We start from the raw sequence: 18,211 nt of genomic DNA, 5'->3' as shown, positions 1-18,211 counted from the left end.
GCGCGCTCCCACGCGGAGCGTGGGAGCGATCAGGCTAAATTCACTGACTGGAAAACCACCATGACCAAGAAGCTCCTGTCCCACCCAGTCAAAGCACTGGCCCTGGCCTTCGGCCTGTTCAGCTCGGCGGTGTTCGCCGCCGATGCCCCGTTGAAAATCGGCACCACCGCCGCCTTCGCGATTCCGCTGGAAGCCGCCGTCGAAGAGGCCTCCAAACAAGGCCTGAAAGTCGAGCTGGTGGAATTCACCGACTGGATCGCGCCGAACGTCAGCCTCGCCGCCGGTGACATCGACGTGAACTACTTCCAGCACATCCCGTTCCTGGAAAACGCCAAGGCCGCCTCCGGCTTCGACCTGGTGCCATTCGCCCCGGGCATCATCAACAACGTCGGCCTGTACTCGAAGAAATACAAAAGCTTCGACGAGCTGCCTGAGGGCGCCAGCGTCGCCATCGCCAACGACCCGATCAACAGCGGTCGCGGTCTGCAACTGCTGGCCAAGGCCGGTCTGATCACCCTCAAACCGGGCGTCGGCTACAAGGCCACCGAAGACGATATCGTCGCCAACCCAAAGAAGATCAAGATCCTGCAAGTCGAAGCCGTGCAACTGGTGCGCGCCTACGATGACGCCGATCTGGTCCAGGGCTACCCGGCCTACATCCGTCTGGCGAAGACGTTCGATGCGGGCTCCGCGCTGCTGTTCGACGGCCTCGACCACAAGGAATACGTGATTCAGTTCGTGATCCAGCCGAAGAGCAAAACCGACCCGCGCCTGATCAAGTTCGTCGACATCTACCAGCATTCGCCGGCCGTTCGCGCCGCACTGGATAAGGCCCACGGCAAGCTGTACCAGGCCGGTTGGGAAAGCTGAGGATGACGGCAGCCATTCAACGGCGACTGGATCTTCCAGAGCCACCCGCGCTGGCACAGCGCACCGAACTGCATCCAGAACTGAACCGCGCCCATGTGCGCTTCGTCGGGCTCGGCAAAACCTACGTCGGCAAACAAGGCCCGGTCGCCGCCCTGCAAGGCATCGACCTGGCGATCCAGCGCGGTGAAGTGTTCGGCATCATCGGCCGCAGCGGCGCCGGCAAGTCGTCGCTGATCCGCACCATCAACCGCCTCGAACAACCGACCTCGGGCCGGGTGCTGATCGATCAGGTGGACATCGGCGAGTACGACGAGGATCGCCTGGTCGCCCTGCGCCGACGGATCGGCATGATCTTCCAGCACTTCAACCTGATGTCAGCGAAAACGGTGTGGCAGAACGTCGAACTGCCACTGAAAGTCGCCGGTGTCCCGAAAGAACAACGGGAGAAAAAGGTTCGCGAACTGCTGGAACTGGTGGGCCTGCAAGCCAAGCACAAGGCGTATCCGGCGCAGCTTTCCGGTGGGCAGAAACAGCGTGTCGGCATCGCCCGCGCGCTGGTGCACGACCCGGACATTCTGCTGTGTGACGAAGCCACTTCGGCCCTCGATCCGGAAACCACCCAGTCGATCCTTGGCCTGCTGCGCGAGATCAACAAACGCCTGGGCCTGACCATCGTGCTGATCACTCACGAGATGGCGGTGATCCGGGAAATCTGCGACCGCGTCGTCGTGCTGGAACATGGCCGCATTGTCGAGCAGGGCCCGGTCTGGGAAGTGTTCGGCAACCCGCAGCACGAGGTCAGCCAGACCTTGCTCGCACCGCTGCAACACGCCTTGCCCGAAGAATTGCAGAGCCGTTTGCAGGCGCAACCGTCGTCGTCCGACGCGGCCGTGGTGCTGCGTTTGCAGTTCACCGGCAGCCAGCAGGATGAGCCGGATCTGGCCGCGCTGTTCGCCGCGCTCGGTGGCCGGGTGAAATTGCTCCAGGGCGGCGTGGAACGGATTCAGGGCCACGCGCTCGGGCAATTGCTGCTGGCGGTGGCGGGATCAAAGCTGAACGCCGAGGAATTGCGTCAGCGTGCCAGCCAGTGGGCACAACGCACGGAGGTGCTGGGTTATGTGGTTTGATCGCTTGCTGCAGGGTTTTATCGACACGTTTCTGATGGTCGGCGTTTCGTCGCTGATCGCACTGCTGGCGGGTATCCCGATGGCAGTGATTCTGGTCACCAGCGACAAGGGCGGGATCTACGAAGCGCCGGTGCTCAATCGCGCGTTGGGTGCGTTCGTGAACCTGTTTCGCTCGATTCCTTTTCTGATTCTGATGGTCGCGCTGATTCCGTTTACCCGGCTGATCGTCGGCACCACCTACGGCGTCTGGGCAGCCGTCGTGCCGTTGACCATCGCGGCCACGCCGTTCTTTGCGCGGATCGCCGAAGTGAGCCTGCGTGAAGTCGACTATGGCCTGATCGAAGCTGCGCAAGCCATGGGCTGCCGGCGCTGGCACATCGTCTGGCATGTGCTGTTGCCCGAGGCGCTGCCGGGGATCGTCGGCGGTTTCACCATCACCCTGGTGACGATGATCAACTCCTCGGCCATGGCCGGGGCGATTGGCGCCGGTGGCCTGGGCGACATCGCCTATCGCTACGGCTATCAGCGCTTCGACAGCCAGATCATGCTGACCGTGATCGTGCTGCTGGTGGCGCTGGTGGCGCTGATTCAACTGGGCGGCGATCGCCTGGCGCGAGGGCTGAACAAGCGCTAGAACAATCGATGAGCGCTGCCCTCCCCGGCATCAATCATCGATCAGGCTGTCGAGCCACGCGTATTCAGTTTTGCTTCGATGTAGCGCCTGCATGCTTTTTGCCGCGTAAACAATGCTGTCGGCGTTGTTCGCGGCCAAATGCGCGCGCAGCGCCGGATTTGCATTGAACAGGCCGACCGCCGTCTGAAGATCCAGATCGTCGCCGATCCCCAGATAATCACTGATCCCGAACAGCAGGTTGTCGTGATCGTCCGTAAAAGCGTTCACGTACTCGACTGTCAATCCACCGCGCATGATCACTTCGGAAACACTGCGCTCCGGAATGTCGTAGACGGTCAGCGGCTCCAGACTCAGCAAGCCACGCTGGCTGTCACCCAGATAGAAGAAATCCGCGGCGTTGGGACCGATGGTCCTGAAGCGATCGATGCGGTTGGTATGCAGCATTTCATGGCCCAGGGACATGCCTAGAATCTCTTGCTGCATGTACTTGCGGTTGAGGAAGAAGCGGCCATGGAAATCCTTCTTGTACATCCAGGCGGCGCTGTTGTTTTCAGTTTCCACTGCGAAGAATTTTTCCTCGCCCCAAGTCCCTTGGTACTCCCTGGAAAGCGCAAGACCTCGCGCCACCGAGTCAGAGAACTGCTGCGCCACGGCCTGGTGCCCTGCGCCAAAAAAACTTTCGTAAACCGCGCTGGCACCGTCGTATTTCAAGCCAATGGCGTGAACGGCATCAGCGAAAACGCTTTCGACCACTCGCAACTCTGTGCGAATCAATGCGGCCTGCTCCGGTGGAAACTGCTTCAGCCCCCGTGCAATCAGCGTGGCTTCCTTTGCAGTCTCGTGCTCGATCGCGTCATCAATACCGGTGTGAACCCGACTGTGCTTTTCCGAATCTTTCCTGATATTGCGGATGAGCTCATCGATGTCGATATCGATGACATTGCCTGCGTCGCCGGATGACCGAGCCCGTTCCGGCGACCATTTCTTGCTGTGCGGATCGAAGAACAGGACCGGTCCCGAAGCCGTCCACTCGGACATCAAGGTCGCGCGATATTCACCGCCTGCTGCGGTTTGCCGAACCTGGACAATCTCGCCGGGGGCGACATCGACGAACGTGCGTCCCTTGATAACCCTCAACCCCAGTGCATCAGGCGCAGGCAGGGTGGCCGGCGCTTTCAGGCGATAGTCCGCAAGCGCCCTGCCCCCGAAACGACCCGACAGGACCTCGGCGGTCGGCAGGGATGAAACAATAACTGCGGCGTCTGGCATATCCGGTTGGCGAAAAGCCTCCACATCCATTTGATCCATGTCCCGAAAACTCTTGTGCGCAGGTTCGTACTCGGGAAAGTCAGCACCGGATCTTTTACGCAGTGCAATGGCGTCTGCCAGGCAGTGGCTGGAGGACGCGGTGGAGGTTTTGCGAGTATTGCCCATGAAAAAATCCTTGTTGAGTAAATCTCCCTGAAAAAATCGGGCAGACATCGCGCTAGTCGTCTATCGCGTGGGCGCTATTGCAACCGATCGGGAACGGTCAGGTGCGGTAAATATGTATTGCACTTGAGCCGGCGTTTTGTGCTTTGTCCGGATCTGGATCCTCTGAACCGCGAAAGCGCTTATAGTCTGCCGATCTTCCTTTCAGCCCATGACGACCATGAAGCAGACCTCTACCGACCTCGAACAGATCACCGCCACCACCCTCGGCCATTACAACTCGGTGGCCGAGGATTTTCGTGAAGGCACCCGCGATCACGATGTCAGCCAGAACATCGACGCCCTGCTGCGGCACATCCAGGCTGAGGCGCCGTTTTCCATTCTCGATTTCGGCTGCGGACCGGGTCGGGACTTGCAGACATTCACCCGGATGGGACACGTCGCCGTCGGCCTCGACGGCGCGGAAAAATTCGCGCAGATGGCGCGGGAAGACAGTGGCTGTGAAGTGTGGTGCCAGGACTTTCTGAAGCTGGATCTGCCGGCAGAACGCTTCGACGGGATCTTCGCCAATGCGGTGCTGTTTCATGTGCCGTTGCAGGAGTTGCCCCGGGTCTTGAAGCAGTTGCACGGGACATTGAAACCGGGCGGCGTGCTGTTCAGCTCCAATCCGCGTGGGGATAACCGTGAAGGCTGGAACGGGCCGCGTTATGGCTCGTATCACGATCTTGAAGCGTGGCGCGGGTTGTTGACCGCTGCCGGGTTCGTCGAGCTGGAACATTACTACCGGCCGGCGGGGCTGCCGCGTGAGCAGCAGCCCTGGCTGGCGAGTGTCTGGCGCAAAATCGTGTAGTTGGCGATGAGCGCAAAGCGCTCGCCTTACTGCGCCTCTTTCTTCGGCTCGCGAATCTTGTACCAGGCCACGTACAGCGCCGGCAGGAACAGCAGCGTCAGCAAGGTCGCAATCACGATCCCGCCAATCATCGCGTAGGCCATCGGCCCCCAGAACACTTCCCGGGCGATCGGGATCATGCCCATGCTCGCCGCGGCGGCGGTCAGCAGGATCGGGCGCCGTCGGTGCTCGGTGGCTTCCACCACCGCATCCCACGGCGCATAACCTTTGCGCTCGAACTCGTCGATCTGGGTCACGAGGATCACCGAGTTGCGGATGATGATGCCGATCAGCGCCAGAATCCCGAGGATCGCCACGAAGCCCATCGGCGTGCCGGTCGGCACCAGCGCCAGCACCACGCCGATCAGTCCCAGCGGCGCGACACTGGCCACCAGGAACAGCTTCTGCACGCTGTGCAGCTGGATCATCAGGAAGGTCGCCATCAGGAACAGCATCAGCGGCAGCACTTTCGCAATCGGCCCTTGGGCCTTGCCACTCTCCTCGACCGTACCGCCGGTGGCGACCTTGTAGCCAACGGGCAGTTTTTCGGCGAATGCGTCGATGGACGGCTTCAACAGTTTCACCAGATCGGTCGGCTGAATCTCGTCGCGCACCGACGCCTTGATGGTGATGGTCGGCAAGCGGTCACGGCGCCACACCAGCGGCTGCTCCAGTTCATACCGAACCGTGGCGAAGGCCAGCAGTGGAATCGACGTGCCATTGGGCGTGACGATCTGCAGGTTCTGCAGGGTTTCCGGCGTACCGCGTTCCGAACTCACCGCGCGACCGACCACGTTGATCAGGTAGATGTCGTCGTTGACCTGGGTCAGCGGCGCGCCACTGACGATGCTGTTCATCAGGTTCGCCACGTCTTCGGACGACAGCCCGAGCTGGCGCGCCTTGTCTTGGGCGATGTCGATTCGCAGGACTTTGCCTGGCTCGTTCCAGTCGTAAATGATCTCGCCGATGTGCTCGTTCTTGTCCAGCTCAGTCGCCAGATCGATGGCGTGCTTGCGCACCTGATCGATGTCCTTGCCGCTGATCCGGTACTGGATCGGACGCCCCACCGGCGGGCCCATTTCCAGCGCCTGCACGTAGCTGCCGATGCCGACGAAGTCCTTGTGCAGCCGTTCGCGCAGACGCTGACTCAGGGCCTCGCGGGCTTCGAAGTCTTTGCTGACGATCACCAGTTGCGCGTAGTACGGGTTCTGCAATTGCTGGTCGAGTGGCAGGTAGAAACGGATCGCACCCTGACCGATGTAAGTGCTCCAGCGCACGATGTCCGGGTCGCCCTTGAGCGTGGCCTCAAGCTTGTCGACGGCCTTGCGGGTCTCGTCGATCGAGGCGTTTTGCGGCAGGTTGAGGTCGACCAGGATTTCCGGTCGATCCGAGGACGGGAAGAACTGATTCTGCACAAACCGCATGCAGAACACCGCCAGCACAAACAACAGCACGGTGATGCCGATGGCCCACCAGCGATTGCGCATGCACCACAGCAAACCGCCATTGAATGCACGGCCAACACGCCCCGGTTCGGCTTCATGGGGTTTCACGTTGGTGCTGAGAATGTGCACGCCAATCACCGGGGCGAAGAACACCGCCACGATCCAGGACACGATCATCGCCACGGCAATCACCGCGAACAGCGTGTAGGTGTACTCGCCGGCAGAACTGGCGTTGAGACCGATGGGGACGAAACCGGCGACCGTCACCAGCGTACCGGTGAGCATCGGGAACGCGGTCGAGGTGTAGGCGAACGTCGCCGCCTCCTCCTTGCTCTCGCCCATTTCCAGGCGCGTGACCATCATTTCCACGGTGATCATCGCGTCGTCCACCAGCAGGCCGAGGGCGATGATCAGAGCGCCGAGGGAAATCCGCTGCATGGTGATGCCGCTGTATTCCATGAACACAAACACCATCGCCAGCACCAGCGGAATCGAGCACGCCACCACCAGCCCGGCGCGCACGCCAAGGCTGATGAAGCTCACCACCAGCACGATCACCACCGCTTCGAACAAGGCACTGGTGAAGCCGCCAACGGCTTCCTCCACCACCACCGCCTGATCGGACACCGTGTGTACGCCCACGCCGACCGGCAGATCTGCGGTCAGCTCATCAATGCGCTTGTGCAGGGCCTTGCCGAACTCCTGAACGTTGCCGCCCTTCTGCATGGCAATCGCCAGACCGATCGCCGGCTTGCCGTCGAAACGGAACTCAGGTGTGGCCGGGTCGACGTAACCACGGGTGATGTCGGCCACGTCCGCCAGACGATAGAAACGGTCGTTGAGTTTGAGATTGACCTCGGCCAGGTCTTTCTCCGAAGCGAACTGCCCCGAAGTCCGCACGGAAATCCGCTCGGGCCCCGCCTCGATGACACCGGCCGGAGTCACCGCGTTCTGCGATTGCAGGCTCTGCACCACCTGACGCTGATCAATGCCCAGCGCCGCGAGTTTGCGGGTCGAGAAGTTCAGATAGATCACTTCGTCCTGCTGGCCGATCATTTCGATCTTGCCCAGCCCCGGCACATTGCGGATCTCGGCCCGCGCCTGTTCCACGTAATCGCGCAACTGACGCATGGTCAGGCCGTCGGCGGTGAAGGCGTAGACCGAGCCGAAAACATCACCGAATTCGTCGTTGAATCCCGGCCCCTGAATGCCTTGCGGAAACTGCCCGCGAATGTCGTCGATCTTCTTGCGCACCTGATACCAGATTTCCGGAATGTCCTTGGCGCTGGTGGTGTCGCGCAGATACACGTACACCGTCGATTCGCCGGGGCGCGTGTAGCTTTTCACGTAGTCGAGGGAGTCGAGCTCTTCGAGTTTTTTCTCGATGCGGTCGGTGACCTGCTTGAGGGTTTCCTCTTGGGTCGCGCCCGGCCATTTGGTCTGGATCACCATGGTCTTGATGGTGAACGACGGGTCTTCCTCGCGCCCCAGATTGAAGTAGGAGAACACCCCCATGAGCAATCCGACGAACATCAGATACCAGACGAAAGACTGATGCTTGAGGGCCCATTCGGAGAGATTGAAAGAGCCTTTCATTGACTGTCCTCGTCAAGTTTCACGGATTGTCCGGGTTTGAGACTGTTGACGCCGGCGCTGACCACACGCTCGCCGTTCTTCACGCCCCCTGCGAGCACCACGCTGCTGTCGGTGCGGCTGATCACGCTGACGTCGCGCGGGTTGACGGTTTTGCTCTGGGTGTCGATGACCCAGATCCGCGGTTTGCCGTCGACCTCCTGCAACGCCGTGGCTGGCAATTCGATACGCGGCTTGATCGCCGAGCTGAGGGTGACGCTGATCGCCGTGCCGAGGCGGAAGCCGTCGGGCGTGTTGGCCAGGGTCAACCGTGCGCGTCGAGTGCGCGTCGCGCTTTGTGCCTGCGGTTCAATCTCGCGCAGGGTGGCCGTGGTGTTGATGCTCGGGTCGAGCTGCCCGGCCACCAGAAACACCACGTCGGACGGGATCTCATCGACCAGGGTGTCCGGCAGATCGATCACCGCTTCCTTGATGTCCGGTTGCGCCAGGGTCACCACTTGCTGGCCCGCCGTCACCACTTGCCCGGCCTCGGCGTTCCACGCGGTCACCACGGCTTTGTGATCGGAGCGCAGCTCGGTGTAGTCGAGTTGATCCTTGCTCTGATTGACCGCCGCGCGCGCCTGATCCAGTGAGGCCTGGGTGGTTTTCAGGTCCGTCATGGCAATGTCCAGTTGCGCCTGCGCACCCACGCCCCGGTCGAACAGCGCTTGCTGACGGCGGGCATTGGCCTGGGCGTTGATCAGTTGTGCCTGAACCTTGGCCAGATCGCCCTGGGCCGAACGCAGCTGGTTTTGCTGATCGGACGGATCGAGGGTGGCGAGCAGCGTGCCCTTCTGCACCTCGGTACCGACGTCGACGTTGCGGCTGGCAATGCGCCCGCCGACACGAAAACCGGTGTTGCTTTCATAGCGCGCCTGAATGCTGCCGGCGAAACGCCCGAGGTTTTCCTCGCTCATGGCTTCGACCTTGACCGACAACACCGGCCGTACCGGTTCCGGCGGTGGCTCGCTTTTCGAGCAGGCGGCCAGCAACACGCCAATGGATAACAGCCCCAGACGCTTCATGGCTGTACTCCCGGTTGCAGATCCTTGTAGGTGTTTTCGGCAATTTCGACCTTCATGCCCGGATGCAGCAACTGCCCACCCGCAACAATGACTTTTTCCCCGCCCTTGAGGCCCTCGCTGATGATGACCTTGCCGATCAGGTAGCGGCTGACGGTGACGTTGTGCAACTGCGCTTCACCTTTATCGTCGACCATCCACACCGCCGGATCGCTGACGTTCTTGGTCAGCGCCGACCACGGTAATTCAACCGCCGACTTGCCGGTGCCCTTGGCCGTGGCGCTCACCACTGAGCCCAGTTGCATCCCCTGCGGCAGGCTGTCGAGGCTGACCTTGACCTGCACCGTGCCGGACTGCGCAGACACCGCCGGGGTGATTTCACGCACGGTGCCGGTGGTCTTGATGGCGGGGTTGTCGAGCAGACTGACGACGATCGAACGCTCCGCCGGCCGTTCGGCCAGCAGGGATTCGTAAACATTGAACACGGCGTCACGGTCGCCGTCCCGGGCCAAGCTGAAAATCGGTGCCGTGGCCTGAACCACCTGGCCGACTTCAGCCTGACGCTCAGTGATGACGCCCGGCGCATCGGCAATCAGCGAGGTGTAGCTCAGTTGATCCTTGGCATTGGCCAACTGCGCCTGGGCCGCACTCAAGGCACTCTGGCTGCTGCGCAAGGCGGCCTGCGCCGAATCGTATTCGCTCTGGCTGGTGTAGCCCTTGGGCAACAGTTTCTGCTGGCGGACGAACGCGGCGGCGCTCTGTTTGACCCGCGCCTGCTCGGCCACCACCTGGGCCTGGGCGGAATCGACGTTGGTCTGCAAATCCTTCGGATCGAGCTTGGCCAGCACTTGTTTGGCCGAGACCCGGTCACCGACATCGACCATGCGCTGGATGATCTTGCCGCCGACCCGGAACGACAGTTCGGTCTGCACGCGGGCCTGAACATCGCCGGTGAGGGTCACAGCGGCGGCGTAATTGGCGGGGTTGACCTCCTGCACGAAGACCCGGGGCAGGTATTCGGCGGGGGCCTTTTTCTCGCCGCACGCGCTCAACAAAGCGAACAGACTCAGCATGACCGCTGTTTTCAATCCGGGACTCGCCATGCAGACTCCTTCCTGTGTACGAACGTGCAAGTGACGATACGACTATGAGCTTAGAACAGGGTTCAACCTTCGTCCGGGCGATATATGCATTTCTGTGCAGCGAGTATCCTGACCCGGATTTCGGGGCACTCAAGAAGGATTTTCATGCTCAAGACCCTCGCGGTGGCCAATTACCGCTCGATCAATAAATTGGTAATCCCGCTGGGCCGTCTGAACCTGATCACCGGCCCCAACGGCAGCGGCAAGTCCAACCTTTACCGGGCGCTGCGGCTGTTGGCGGAAACCGCTCAGGGCGGCGTGGTCAATGCGTTGGCCCGAGAGGGTGGGCTCGACTCGACCTTCTGGGCCGGGCCGGAAACCATCAGCCGTCGCATGCGCAACGGTGAAGTGCCGATCCAGTCCACGGTGCGCCAAGGTGTCAAACGCCTGCGTCTGGGCTTTGCCGGGGAAGATTTCAGCTATTCGATCGCCCTGGGATTGCCGGAGCCAAGCCTCTCGTTCTTTTCCCTCGACCCGGAAATCAAAAAGGAATGCATCTGGGCCGGGCCGCTCTATCGTCCGGCCAGCCTGCTGGTGGATCGCGACGGGCCGATGATCCGTGCCCGTGAAGGTCGTGGCTGGGATGTTCTGGCGCAATACACGCCGAACTTCGACAGCCTGTTCGATCAGGTCGGCAGCCTGCGCACCTCGCCGGAAGTGTTCCAGATGCGCGAGTTCATCCGCCGCTGGCGCTTCTACGATCACTTTCGCAGCGACGCCGACGCCCCGGTACGCCAGCCGCAACTGGGCACGCGCACGCCGGTGCTGCACCACGACGGGCGCGATCTGGCAGCGGCGTTGCAGACCATCCGCGAGATCGGCGATCCCGAGGCGTTGCAGGCGGCGATCAGCGACGCCTTTCCCGGCGCACGGCTGAATATCGCACCGCTGGCGGGCGGACGCTTTGCCATCGAGTTTTTTCAGGAAGGATTGCTGCGGCCGTTGTCGGCGGCGGAACTGTCGGATGGCACATTGCGCTATCTGCTGCTGGTCGCCGCGCTGCTGACGCCACGCCCGCCATCGCTGATGGTGCTGAACGAGCCGGAAACCAGCCTGCATCCGGACCTGCTGCCAGCGCTGGCGCGCTTGATCATCCGCGTGTCGGAGCAGTGTCAGGTGTGGGTGGTGTCCCATGCCCGGCGCTTGATTTCGGCGTTGCAGGAAGACCCGGAATGCAATTGCATCGTGCTGGAAAAAAACCTCGGCCAGACCGGGATCGTCGGGCAGAGGATTCTGGATGAGCCGGCGTGGAATTGGCCTGATTAGCCTCACACTCTCGATCCCACACCGTATCTGATCGTTCCCACGCTCTGCGTGGGAACGATCATCTGTCAGGGAGTTAACCCTGCCACTTCCCGCCTTCAACAATCACGCTCTCTGGCTTGGTGTCATCACTCAGCTCTTTGCGCACATATTGGTCATACAGCTTGAGCAGGTATTTCTCTTGGCCCAGCTTGGCCAGTTCGGTGTTCACCCAGTCGCGCAATTCGATATTGCCCTTCTTCACCGCCGGGGCAATCGGCGCTTCGGCGCCAAGTTTTTCGTCCAGCACGCGGTAGCCCGGGTTCTGCTTGGCCCAGCTGAACAGCACCAGATTGTCCTGCGCGTAGGCATCGCCACGGCCGTTGGCCAGGGCTTGCAGGGACTCGGAGTTTTTCTCGAACTTCAGCAGTTTCCAGTCCGGGTGGTTCTTGGTCAGCCAGATATCGGCGGTAGTGCCGGTGGTGACGATGGTGGTGCGGGTCGCCAGGTCATCCAGTTTCTTCACTTCGCTGCCTTGGGGCACCAACGCCTGCACCGCGACCTTGAGGTTCGGATTGGTGAATTCCACCGCTTCCTTGCGCTCCGGGGTCACGGTCATGTTGGCGAGGATCAGGTCGACCTTGTCGCTTTGCAGGAACGGAATGCGGCTCGCCGGCTCGACGGCCACGAACTCGACCTTGTTTTCGTCGCCCAGCAGATCCTTGGCGAATTGACGGCCGATGTCGGTATCGAAGCCGACGTAACGCCCCGCTTCGTTGACGAAACCGAACGGCGGTTTGTCGGTGAATACGCCAACGATCAGTTTGTCGCGGGCCTTGATCTTGTCCAGGTAACCGGCCGGCGCGGTGCTTTCGCTGGCGACTTTCGGCTTGGCCGGTTCTTCGGTCTTGTTGCAGCCGGCCAGCAGCGCAAGGCTGATCAGCGGTAAAGCAAATAGGGCTTTGGCAGTTTTCATGGCAGTTCCAGTTCCTTGGGTTGAGTCGTTTTGGGCGAAGTCGTTGAAGGCAGTGCTTCAACGTAGGAGAACTTCTCCAGGAACTGCTGCGCGCGTGCGGTTTGCGGGTTCGTAAAGAAAAGCTCGGGCGGGTTCTGTTCAAGGATGCGCCCGGCATCCATGAACACGATGCGATCGGCCACCGCGCGGGCGAAGGCCATTTCGTGGGTGACGATAAGCAGGGTCATGCCTTCGCGGGCCAGGCCCTGAATCACTTCCAGCACTTCCTTGACCATCTCCGGATCAAGGGCGGCGGTGACTTCGTCGAAGAGCATGACCCGCGGGTTCATGCACAACGAGCGGACGATGGCGATGCGTTGCTGCTGGCCACCGGAGAGCTGGCGCGGGAAGGCGTCACGCTTGTCCGACAGGCCCACGCGCTCAAGCAACGCTTCAGCTTGCTGCTGTGCTTCGCGGCGTTCGCGCTTCTGCACCTTGAGCGGGCCGAGCAGCAAATTATCGAGCACGCTCATGTGCGGAAACAGGTGATAACTCTGGAACACCATGCCGATCTGCTGACGTACTTCGCGCCAGTCGGTGGCCTTATCCAGCAATTCGCGGCCGGCGAATTTCAGAGAGCCACTGTGGGCGGTTTCCAGACCGTTGAGGCAGCGCAGCAGGGTGCTTTTGCCGCAGCCGCTGGGGCCGAGGATGACGATGACTTCGCCGGACTTCACTTGCAGGTCGATGCCCTTGAGCACCTGCTGTTCGCCGAAGAATTTGTTGAAGCCCTGAAACTCGATCAATGCGCTCATGCTTGCGTCCAGCGCCGCTCCAGCGCACGCGAGGCGGCCGACAGCGGGTAGCAGATGAAAAAGAAAAACAGGAACAGCGCGCCGTAGATCAGCACTGATTCGTAGGTCCGTTCGATGATCTGCTGGCCGACCTTGATCACATCCACCACGCCGATCAGCACCGCCAGCGAACTGGTCTTGATGATCCGCGTGTAGACGTTGATGGTCGGCGGCGTCATGCGCTTCAGCGCCTGGGGCAGCAGCACGTAACCGTAGAGTTGCGCCGCGTTCAGACCGATCGACAGCCCCGCCTCACGCTGCCCGCGCGGCAACGAATGCAACGCACCGCGCGCCACTTCGCCCACCTCGCTGGCGCCCCACAGCGACAGCACCAGCACCGCGCACCAGAAGCTCGGCAGGCTCAGGCCGAAGAAAATCGGCAGACCGAAAAACAGCAGGTACAACCAGACCAGCACCGGGATCGCCCGGAACAGTTCCAGATAGATCCGCAGCAGCGCGTTCAGCCATCGCACGTTGAGTGTGCGCAGCACGCCGTAGAGCACGCCGCCGACGGTGCTGATGGCGATGCTCAGGAACGAGATCGACAGGGTTTGCCCGGCGCCTTTTGCCAACTGCGGCAACGACACCCAGAGCAGTTCAAGACCCGAACTGGCCATGTTGGAGCCTCCTTTCCAGACGGCTCAACAGCAGCGACAGCGGCAGGAACAACAGCACGCAGATCAGCGTCAGCACGGCGAGCATTTCGTAGGTCTTGTAGTAGAGCGCGATGTAGCTTTTGGTGGTGTAGAGAATTTCCGGCACCGCCACGGCCGAGACCACGGTGGTCTCCTTGAGCAGGAAAATGAAGTTGGCGAACAGCGACGGCAGGCTGAGGATTCCGGCTTGCGGCAGGATCACGTAGCGCAGCAACTGGCCGTGGGACAAGCCGATGGAGCGACCGGATTCCAGTTGCGCCTGAGGCACCGCATCGACGCCGGCGCGCAGCACTTCGGTGAGGTAGGCGCCGCCGAGAAAAGTCATGGTGATGATCGCCGCAGTGAAACCGGAAACCTTGATCCCCAGCGCCGGCAGCGCGAAGTAGACGAAGAACAACTGGATCAGCAGCGGCGTGTTGCGCGCCAGCTCCACATACAGCCCGACCAGTTTTTGCAGGTAAGGCGTGCGGAACACCAGAATCGTCGCATTGAGCAATGCCACCAGCAGCGAGGTGCCAATGGCGATCAAACCGACCTGCAGCGTCACGCCCACGGCTTTGAGAAACGCCGGCAGGGTGCTGAGGATAAATGCGTAATCGAAGGTCATGAAACATCCTGACGCCGCTCGGTAAGCGACGGTGGTGCAGTCCATGGACAGCGGGTAACTGTCCGGCAGGCACCGACTTTAAAGGTATAAGAAAAAGAATTTAAATACCGTTAAAGCATATTGATATCACGCAAAAAACTATCCTGCGGGTTTGCCCCGACAGAATAAGAAGGCTATTTTTCCTTTCGCTGTAGGACGGATCTTTTTTTCGTAAAAGCCCTCCAAGGACGAACAGCTTTTGGCCAGACTCCCCCGGCCGACCCCATAACAAGGAAGAGAACATGGACGTAAAAGTGCCGCAGCGACCGGACCCGCAGGATTTCGTGAAATGGCTGGTGGCCTTGCGCAGGGCGTTGAAAACCAGCGCTGCGTAGCCCCCACTTCGATCGTTCCCACGTCGAGGCGTCGAACCTTCCGCGTGGGAATGCAGCCCGGGACGCTCCGTGTCCCATCAAGAGCCGAACGCAGAGCGTCCGATGAGGCATTCCCACGCAGAGCGTGGGAACGATCATCGCAAACGCACACACAAAAACGCCGATGACCATCGCTGATCATCGGCGTTTTTTTCAACCTTGAAGGGGGTTGCTGTTGCGTCGGATCAGAACGCCGGCAGTACCGCGCCGTTGTACTTCTTCTCGATGAACGCTTTGACTTCAGGGCTGGTCAGGGCAGCGGCCAGTTTCTTGATGGCGTCGCTGTTCTTGTTGTCTTCACGGGCGACCAGGAAGTTCACGTAAGGCGAATCCGCGCCTTCGATCACCAGGGCGTCCTTGGTCGGGTTCAACTTGGCTTCCAGCGCGTAGTTGGTGTTGATCATGTCCAGATCGACTTCTTTCAGAACGCGCGGCAGCAGGGCCGACTCCAGTTCCTTGAACTTGAAGTTGTGCGGGTTCTTGGCGATGTCTTTTGGCGTGGCCAGAGCGTTCTTAGGATCTTTCAGCTCGATCAGGCCAGCCTTCTGCAGCAGGATCAGTGCACGACCGCTGTTGCTGCCTTCGTTCGGAATGGCGATGGTGGCGCCGTCCGGCAGTTCGGCCAGGGTCTTGTACTTGCTCGAGTAGCCACCGAACGGTTCAACGTGAACACCTTGCACGGTCACCAGGTACTTGGCCTTGTCGTCCTTGTATTTGCCGGCGTTGAAGCTGTCCAGGTAAGGCTTGGTCTGGAAGTAGTTGGCGTCCAGACGCTTCTCGCCCACCTGTACGTTCGGCTGCACGTAGTCGGTGAAGACCTTGATTTCCAGATCCACGCCTTCTTTGGCGAGGGTCGGCTTGATCAGTTCGAGGATCTCGGCGTGCGGTACCGGCGTCGCAGCAACCACCAGTTTCTCGCCGGCCTGGGCCAGGGAAGCAGTCAGAGCAGCCGCCAATGCGGTAAACAACAGAACCTTTTTCATGCAGTGTCCTTATCGAAAATCACGGTCGTCATCGACGACGGCATTAATACGTGTGCCAGCGATGTGCTACTGCTGGCGTGAAGCGGACAATACCGGGATTTTTTATTCCCGGACAATAACGTTTATTCAGCTTCATATTCCATTTTGTTCATGTTGAACAAAATGGTTACAACGCCTCGCTCAGGCTCAACAGCAATTCTTTCAATGCCTTACGTTCGTCGACGGTGCCGTTGAGGCTGATGTTCGCCACTTGACGTTCGATCTGAACCAGCGGCCCAGACACCTCGGGCAGGTTCAGGTGTTCTGGCAGAATTTCGTCGCCGGTACTCACCAGCAGCGCAAAATGAATGACGTTTTCCAGCTCCCGGGTGTTGCCCGGCCAGCTGTGCTGCTCCAGCACCTGTTGCGCCGCTTCGCTGATCAGCGGCACCGGCAGATCCAGGCGCTGGCTGTAGATGCCAAGGAAGTACTCGGCCAACGACAGAATGTCGCCGACCCGCGCGCGCAATGCCGGCAGTTCCAGATGCCCTTCGCTGAGATAGTGATAAAGCCGCTCGTGGAATTTCCCCGCCGCCACTGCTTGGGCCAGATCGATGCTGGTCGCAGCGACCAGGCGCACGTCCACGGGGCTTGGTTGATGTGCACCGACGCGGGTGACTTCGTGGTTTTCCAGGGCGGAAAGCAATTTGATCTGGATCGGCAGCGGCAGGTCGCCGATCTCGTCCAGGTACAAGGTGCCGCCGTTGGCCGAACCGAACCAGCCGGCGCGACTGCTGGCCGATCCGCTGTAGCTGCCGGCGGCGTAGCCGAACAACTCCGCATCGGCGTAGGTCGGGCTGATCGCCCCGCAATTGACCGAGACAAACAGCCCGCTGCGATCACTGGCGCGGTGTATGTGGCGGGCGAGCAATTCCTTGCCGGTGCCGGTCTCGCCGTGAATCAACACAGAGGTCGAGCGCGGTGCGAGCTGGGCCATTTCCTCGCGCAACTGACGCGAGCGTGGATCGACGAACACCAGCGCCTTGGCGCGGATGCTCAGGGGACTTTTTTCCGCATCGGGAAAGGTCAGCAACGGCTGACCGAAGGTTTCAAAACTCATGGCAGACTCCCGCCCCAAATCGCCGGGAGACGGGGGCGTTGAAAAAAATAAAAGTGATCAGGCACGGCGCCGGGCGTGATGTTCCATGCGGTTTTGCAGGCGATACAGATAAGCGAATCCCTGCTCCCAGCGTTGATGCCCGGACTTCACGTTGATATGGCCGGCGCCCGCGAGAATCCCCGCCTCGGCGCCCCAGTTGCGCGCCAGTTCCAGCGCACGCGGCGCACTGACGGCGGCGTCGTTGTCGGAGCTGACGACCTGGCTCGGGAAGGGCAGCAGATCGGTCGGGATCGGCGCGAAATTACGCAGTGCCGGCACGCACGCCGGACGCTCGACATCCGCTGGCGCAACCAGCAGCGCCCCGCGTACCTGACGCAAATGATGCAGCGGCGCGGTGGCCGCCCAGTGCGCCACAGTGATGCAGCCCAGGCTGTGCGCGATGAGAATCACCGGCGAGCTGTCGGCAGCAATTGCCTCAGCCAGCGCAGCGACCCAGTCTTCACGACGCGGCGTCAGCCAGTCGGCCTGCTCCACCCGCGCGCTGTTGGGCAGGCTGTTCTGCCAGTGGGTTTGCCAATGATCTTCTGGCGATCCTTGCCAGCCCGGCACAATCAGATAACGGATTGATTCGTTGCGCATGGGGGAGCTCTCCTGCGTCGTGTCTGTTCCTGAACGAGTATAGGGACGGGATTTATATTCGTTAAGGAATAAGAAGCTATTTATTAAGACCTGAAAAGAATATTAAGCATTGGGCAAAAAAGGGGCCGCACCCTGCCAAGGAGACGGCCCCGGAAAAACGTGAAACCCTTATCGTGCAGTGATCACCGACAGCTTGGTGATGCCCGCCCGCTCAATCGAAGCCATGGCTCGCGCCACTTCGCCGTAATTCACCCCGTCGTCGGCCTGCAATTGCACGCGCACTTCCGGGTCCTTCGCCTTGGCCGACTTGAGGTTGAACTCCAGCAGGTCCGGCTGGATTTCGTCCTTGTTGATAAATAGTTTTCCAGCACCGTCGATGCTCACCACCAACGGGTCTTTCTGCTCGACCGGCGCCACCGCTTCGGTCTTCGGCAGGTTGATCGGTATCGCGTTGGTCAAAAGCGGCGCGGTGACGATGAACACCACCAGCAGCACCAGCATCACGTCCACCAGCGGCGTCACGTTGATCTCGCTCAGCACCTCGTCGCTGTCTTGCGTGGAGAAGGCCATA

At 60.8% G+C, this 18,211-nt stretch carries 17 protein-coding genes; 5 read left to right on the top strand and 12 right to left on the bottom strand.

The features are described from left to right. Nucleotides 1–60 precede the first annotated feature (60 nt). From K5E37_RS08505 to K5E37_RS08495, 3 genes are read left to right on the top strand one after another with little or no spacing between them, the layout of a single operon-like run. Nucleotides 61–870, top strand: coding sequence for a MetQ/NlpA family ABC transporter substrate-binding protein (locus K5E37_RS08505; RefSeq protein ID WP_007952748.1), 810 nt, complete (start codon nucleotides 61–63; stop codon nucleotides 868–870). 2 nt (nucleotides 871–872) lie between these two features. Continuing rightward, entirely contained in the window at nucleotides 873–1,997 is a 1,125-nt protein-coding gene (locus K5E37_RS08500; protein WP_221533593.1) for a methionine ABC transporter ATP-binding protein, read from the top strand. Continuing rightward, nucleotides 1,987–2,631 (top strand): methionine ABC transporter permease, encoded by a 645-nt coding sequence (locus K5E37_RS08495; protein WP_007952752.1) that lies wholly within the window; start codon nucleotides 1,987–1,989, stop codon nucleotides 2,629–2,631. The genes K5E37_RS08500 and K5E37_RS08495 overlap by 11 nt, the downstream gene beginning before the upstream one ends. Nucleotides 2,632–2,661: 30 nt before the next feature. Here K5E37_RS08495 and K5E37_RS08490 read toward each other — a convergent pair whose 3' ends face one another. After that, entirely contained in the window at nucleotides 2,662–4,065 is a 1,404-nt protein-coding gene (locus K5E37_RS08490; protein WP_221533592.1) for a hypothetical protein, read from the bottom strand. A gap of 217 nt (nucleotides 4,066–4,282) precedes the next feature. Between K5E37_RS08490 and K5E37_RS08485 the strand changes: the two genes are divergently transcribed. After that, nucleotides 4,283–4,912 carry a bifunctional 2-polyprenyl-6-hydroxyphenol methylase/3-demethylubiquinol 3-O-methyltransferase UbiG gene (locus tag K5E37_RS08485; RefSeq protein WP_085608594.1) on the top strand — a complete coding sequence of 210 codons (630 nt, stop codon included), beginning with the start codon at nucleotides 4,283–4,285 and terminating at the stop codon, nucleotides 4,910–4,912. Nucleotides 4,913–4,938: 26 nt separating this feature from the next. Here K5E37_RS08485 and K5E37_RS08480 read toward each other — a convergent pair whose 3' ends face one another. Genes K5E37_RS08480 through K5E37_RS08470 form a run of 3 tightly spaced genes read right to left on the bottom strand, consistent with a single transcriptional unit; the run spans nucleotide 4,939 to nucleotide 10,153 of the window. Beyond that, nucleotides 4,939–7,992, bottom strand: coding sequence for an efflux RND transporter permease subunit (locus K5E37_RS08480; RefSeq protein WP_221533591.1), 3,054 nt, complete (start codon nucleotides 7,990–7,992; stop codon nucleotides 4,939–4,941). Further along, nucleotides 7,989–9,053, bottom strand: a complete 1,065-nt coding sequence (locus tag K5E37_RS08475; RefSeq protein ID WP_127796597.1) for an efflux RND transporter periplasmic adaptor subunit — start codon at nucleotides 9,051–9,053, stop codon at nucleotides 7,989–7,991. The genes K5E37_RS08480 and K5E37_RS08475 overlap by 4 nt, the downstream gene beginning before the upstream one ends. Beyond that, complete coding sequence (locus tag K5E37_RS08470; RefSeq protein ID WP_221533590.1) at nucleotides 9,050–10,153, bottom strand: efflux RND transporter periplasmic adaptor subunit; 1,104 nt, start codon at nucleotides 10,151–10,153, stop codon at nucleotides 9,050–9,052. The genes K5E37_RS08475 and K5E37_RS08470 overlap by 4 nt, the downstream gene beginning before the upstream one ends. 144 nt (nucleotides 10,154–10,297) lie before the next feature. Between K5E37_RS08470 and K5E37_RS08465 the strand changes: the two genes are divergently transcribed. Then, nucleotides 10,298–11,458 (top strand): AAA family ATPase, encoded by a 1,161-nt coding sequence (locus K5E37_RS08465; RefSeq protein ID WP_085608590.1) that lies wholly within the window; start codon nucleotides 10,298–10,300, stop codon nucleotides 11,456–11,458. 73 nt (nucleotides 11,459–11,531) lie between these two features. On the opposite strand, the gene K5E37_RS08460 is transcribed toward K5E37_RS08465, so the two are convergent. From K5E37_RS08460 to K5E37_RS08425, 8 genes are all read right to left on the bottom strand, one after another. After that, the gene (locus tag K5E37_RS08460; protein WP_221533589.1) at nucleotides 11,532–12,410 is read right to left on the bottom strand and encodes a transporter substrate-binding domain-containing protein; all 879 of its coding nucleotides are present in this window, start codon (nucleotides 12,408–12,410) and stop codon (nucleotides 11,532–11,534) included. Further along, nucleotides 12,407–13,204 (bottom strand): amino acid ABC transporter ATP-binding protein, encoded by a 798-nt coding sequence (locus K5E37_RS08455; protein WP_085608589.1) that lies wholly within the window; start codon nucleotides 13,202–13,204, stop codon nucleotides 12,407–12,409. Before K5E37_RS08455 ends, K5E37_RS08460 begins: the two co-directional genes overlap by 4 nt. Continuing rightward, nucleotides 13,201–13,860, bottom strand: a complete 660-nt coding sequence (locus K5E37_RS08450) for an amino acid ABC transporter permease (protein ID WP_221533588.1) — start codon at nucleotides 13,858–13,860, stop codon at nucleotides 13,201–13,203. The genes K5E37_RS08455 and K5E37_RS08450 overlap by 4 nt, the downstream gene beginning before the upstream one ends. Then, complete coding sequence (locus K5E37_RS08445) at nucleotides 13,841–14,506, bottom strand: amino acid ABC transporter permease (protein ID WP_007918712.1); 666 nt, start codon at nucleotides 14,504–14,506, stop codon at nucleotides 13,841–13,843. The genes K5E37_RS08450 and K5E37_RS08445 overlap by 20 nt, the downstream gene beginning before the upstream one ends. A gap of 598 nt (nucleotides 14,507–15,104) precedes the next feature. Beyond that, a complete protein-coding gene (locus K5E37_RS08440) occupies nucleotides 15,105–15,902 on the bottom strand; it encodes a MetQ/NlpA family ABC transporter substrate-binding protein (RefSeq protein ID WP_011331930.1) in 798 nt (265 codons plus the stop codon). Nucleotides 15,903–16,068: 166 nt separating this feature from the next. Then, the gene (locus K5E37_RS08435; protein WP_085608587.1) at nucleotides 16,069–17,001 is read right to left on the bottom strand and encodes a sigma 54-interacting transcriptional regulator; all 933 of its coding nucleotides are present in this window, start codon (nucleotides 16,999–17,001) and stop codon (nucleotides 16,069–16,071) included. A gap of 57 nt (nucleotides 17,002–17,058) precedes the next feature. Beyond that, a complete protein-coding gene (locus tag K5E37_RS08430) occupies nucleotides 17,059–17,640 on the bottom strand; it encodes an alpha/beta hydrolase (RefSeq protein WP_007952774.1) in 582 nt (193 codons plus the stop codon). Between the two features lie 168 nt (nucleotides 17,641–17,808). Next, nucleotides 17,809–18,210, bottom strand: coding sequence for a biopolymer transporter ExbD (locus K5E37_RS08425; protein WP_003220570.1), 402 nt, complete (start codon nucleotides 18,208–18,210; stop codon nucleotides 17,809–17,811). Nucleotide 18,211 lies beyond the last annotated feature (1 nt).

This window comes from Pseudomonas sp. RIT778 (genome assembly GCF_019718735.1).
In the GTDB taxonomy this organism is placed as follows: domain Bacteria; phylum Pseudomonadota; class Gammaproteobacteria; order Pseudomonadales; family Pseudomonadaceae; genus Aquipseudomonas; species Aquipseudomonas aphyarum.
This window is presented reverse-complemented; position numbering and strand designations above follow the sequence as displayed.

Excerpts from the sequence above, each read along its gene's own strand:
- K5E37_RS08435 (WP_085608587.1), bottom strand. The coding sequence starts at position 17,001 with ATGAGTTTTGAAACCTTCGGTCAGCCGTTGCTGACCTTTCCCGATGCG.
- K5E37_RS08465 (WP_085608590.1), top strand. The coding sequence starts at position 10,298 with ATGCTCAAGACCCTCGCGGTGGCCAATTACCGCTCGATCAATAAATTG.
- K5E37_RS08450 (WP_221533588.1), bottom strand. The coding sequence starts at position 13,860 with ATGGCCAGTTCGGGTCTTGAACTGCTCTGGGTGTCGTTGCCGCAGTTG.
- K5E37_RS08445 (WP_007918712.1), bottom strand. The coding sequence starts at position 14,506 with ATGACCTTCGATTACGCATTTATCCTCAGCACCCTGCCGGCGTTTCTC.
- K5E37_RS08440 (WP_011331930.1), bottom strand. The coding sequence starts at position 15,902 with ATGAAAAAGGTTCTGTTGTTTACCGCATTGGCGGCTGCTCTGACTGCT.
- K5E37_RS08495 (WP_007952752.1), top strand. The coding sequence starts at position 1,987 with ATGTGGTTTGATCGCTTGCTGCAGGGTTTTATCGACACGTTTCTGATG.
- K5E37_RS08425 (WP_003220570.1), bottom strand. The coding sequence starts at position 18,210 with ATGGCCTTCTCCACGCAAGACAGCGACGAGGTGCTGAGCGAGATCAAC.
- K5E37_RS08470 (WP_221533590.1), bottom strand. The coding sequence starts at position 10,153 with ATGGCGAGTCCCGGATTGAAAACAGCGGTCATGCTGAGTCTGTTCGCT.
- K5E37_RS08430 (WP_007952774.1), bottom strand. The coding sequence starts at position 17,640 with ATGCGCAACGAATCAATCCGTTATCTGATTGTGCCGGGCTGGCAAGGA.
- K5E37_RS08500 (WP_221533593.1), top strand. The coding sequence starts at position 873 with ATGACGGCAGCCATTCAACGGCGACTGGATCTTCCAGAGCCACCCGCG.
- K5E37_RS08480 (WP_221533591.1), bottom strand. The coding sequence starts at position 7,992 with ATGAAAGGCTCTTTCAATCTCTCCGAATGGGCCCTCAAGCATCAGTCT.
- K5E37_RS08505 (WP_007952748.1), top strand. The coding sequence starts at position 61 with ATGACCAAGAAGCTCCTGTCCCACCCAGTCAAAGCACTGGCCCTGGCC.
- K5E37_RS08460 (WP_221533589.1), bottom strand. The coding sequence starts at position 12,410 with ATGAAAACTGCCAAAGCCCTATTTGCTTTACCGCTGATCAGCCTTGCG.
- K5E37_RS08490 (WP_221533592.1), bottom strand. The coding sequence starts at position 4,065 with ATGGGCAATACTCGCAAAACCTCCACCGCGTCCTCCAGCCACTGCCTG.
- K5E37_RS08485 (WP_085608594.1), top strand. The coding sequence starts at position 4,283 with ATGAAGCAGACCTCTACCGACCTCGAACAGATCACCGCCACCACCCTC.
- K5E37_RS08475 (WP_127796597.1), bottom strand. The coding sequence starts at position 9,053 with ATGAAGCGTCTGGGGCTGTTATCCATTGGCGTGTTGCTGGCCGCCTGC.
- K5E37_RS08455 (WP_085608589.1), bottom strand. The coding sequence starts at position 13,204 with ATGAGCGCATTGATCGAGTTTCAGGGCTTCAACAAATTCTTCGGCGAA.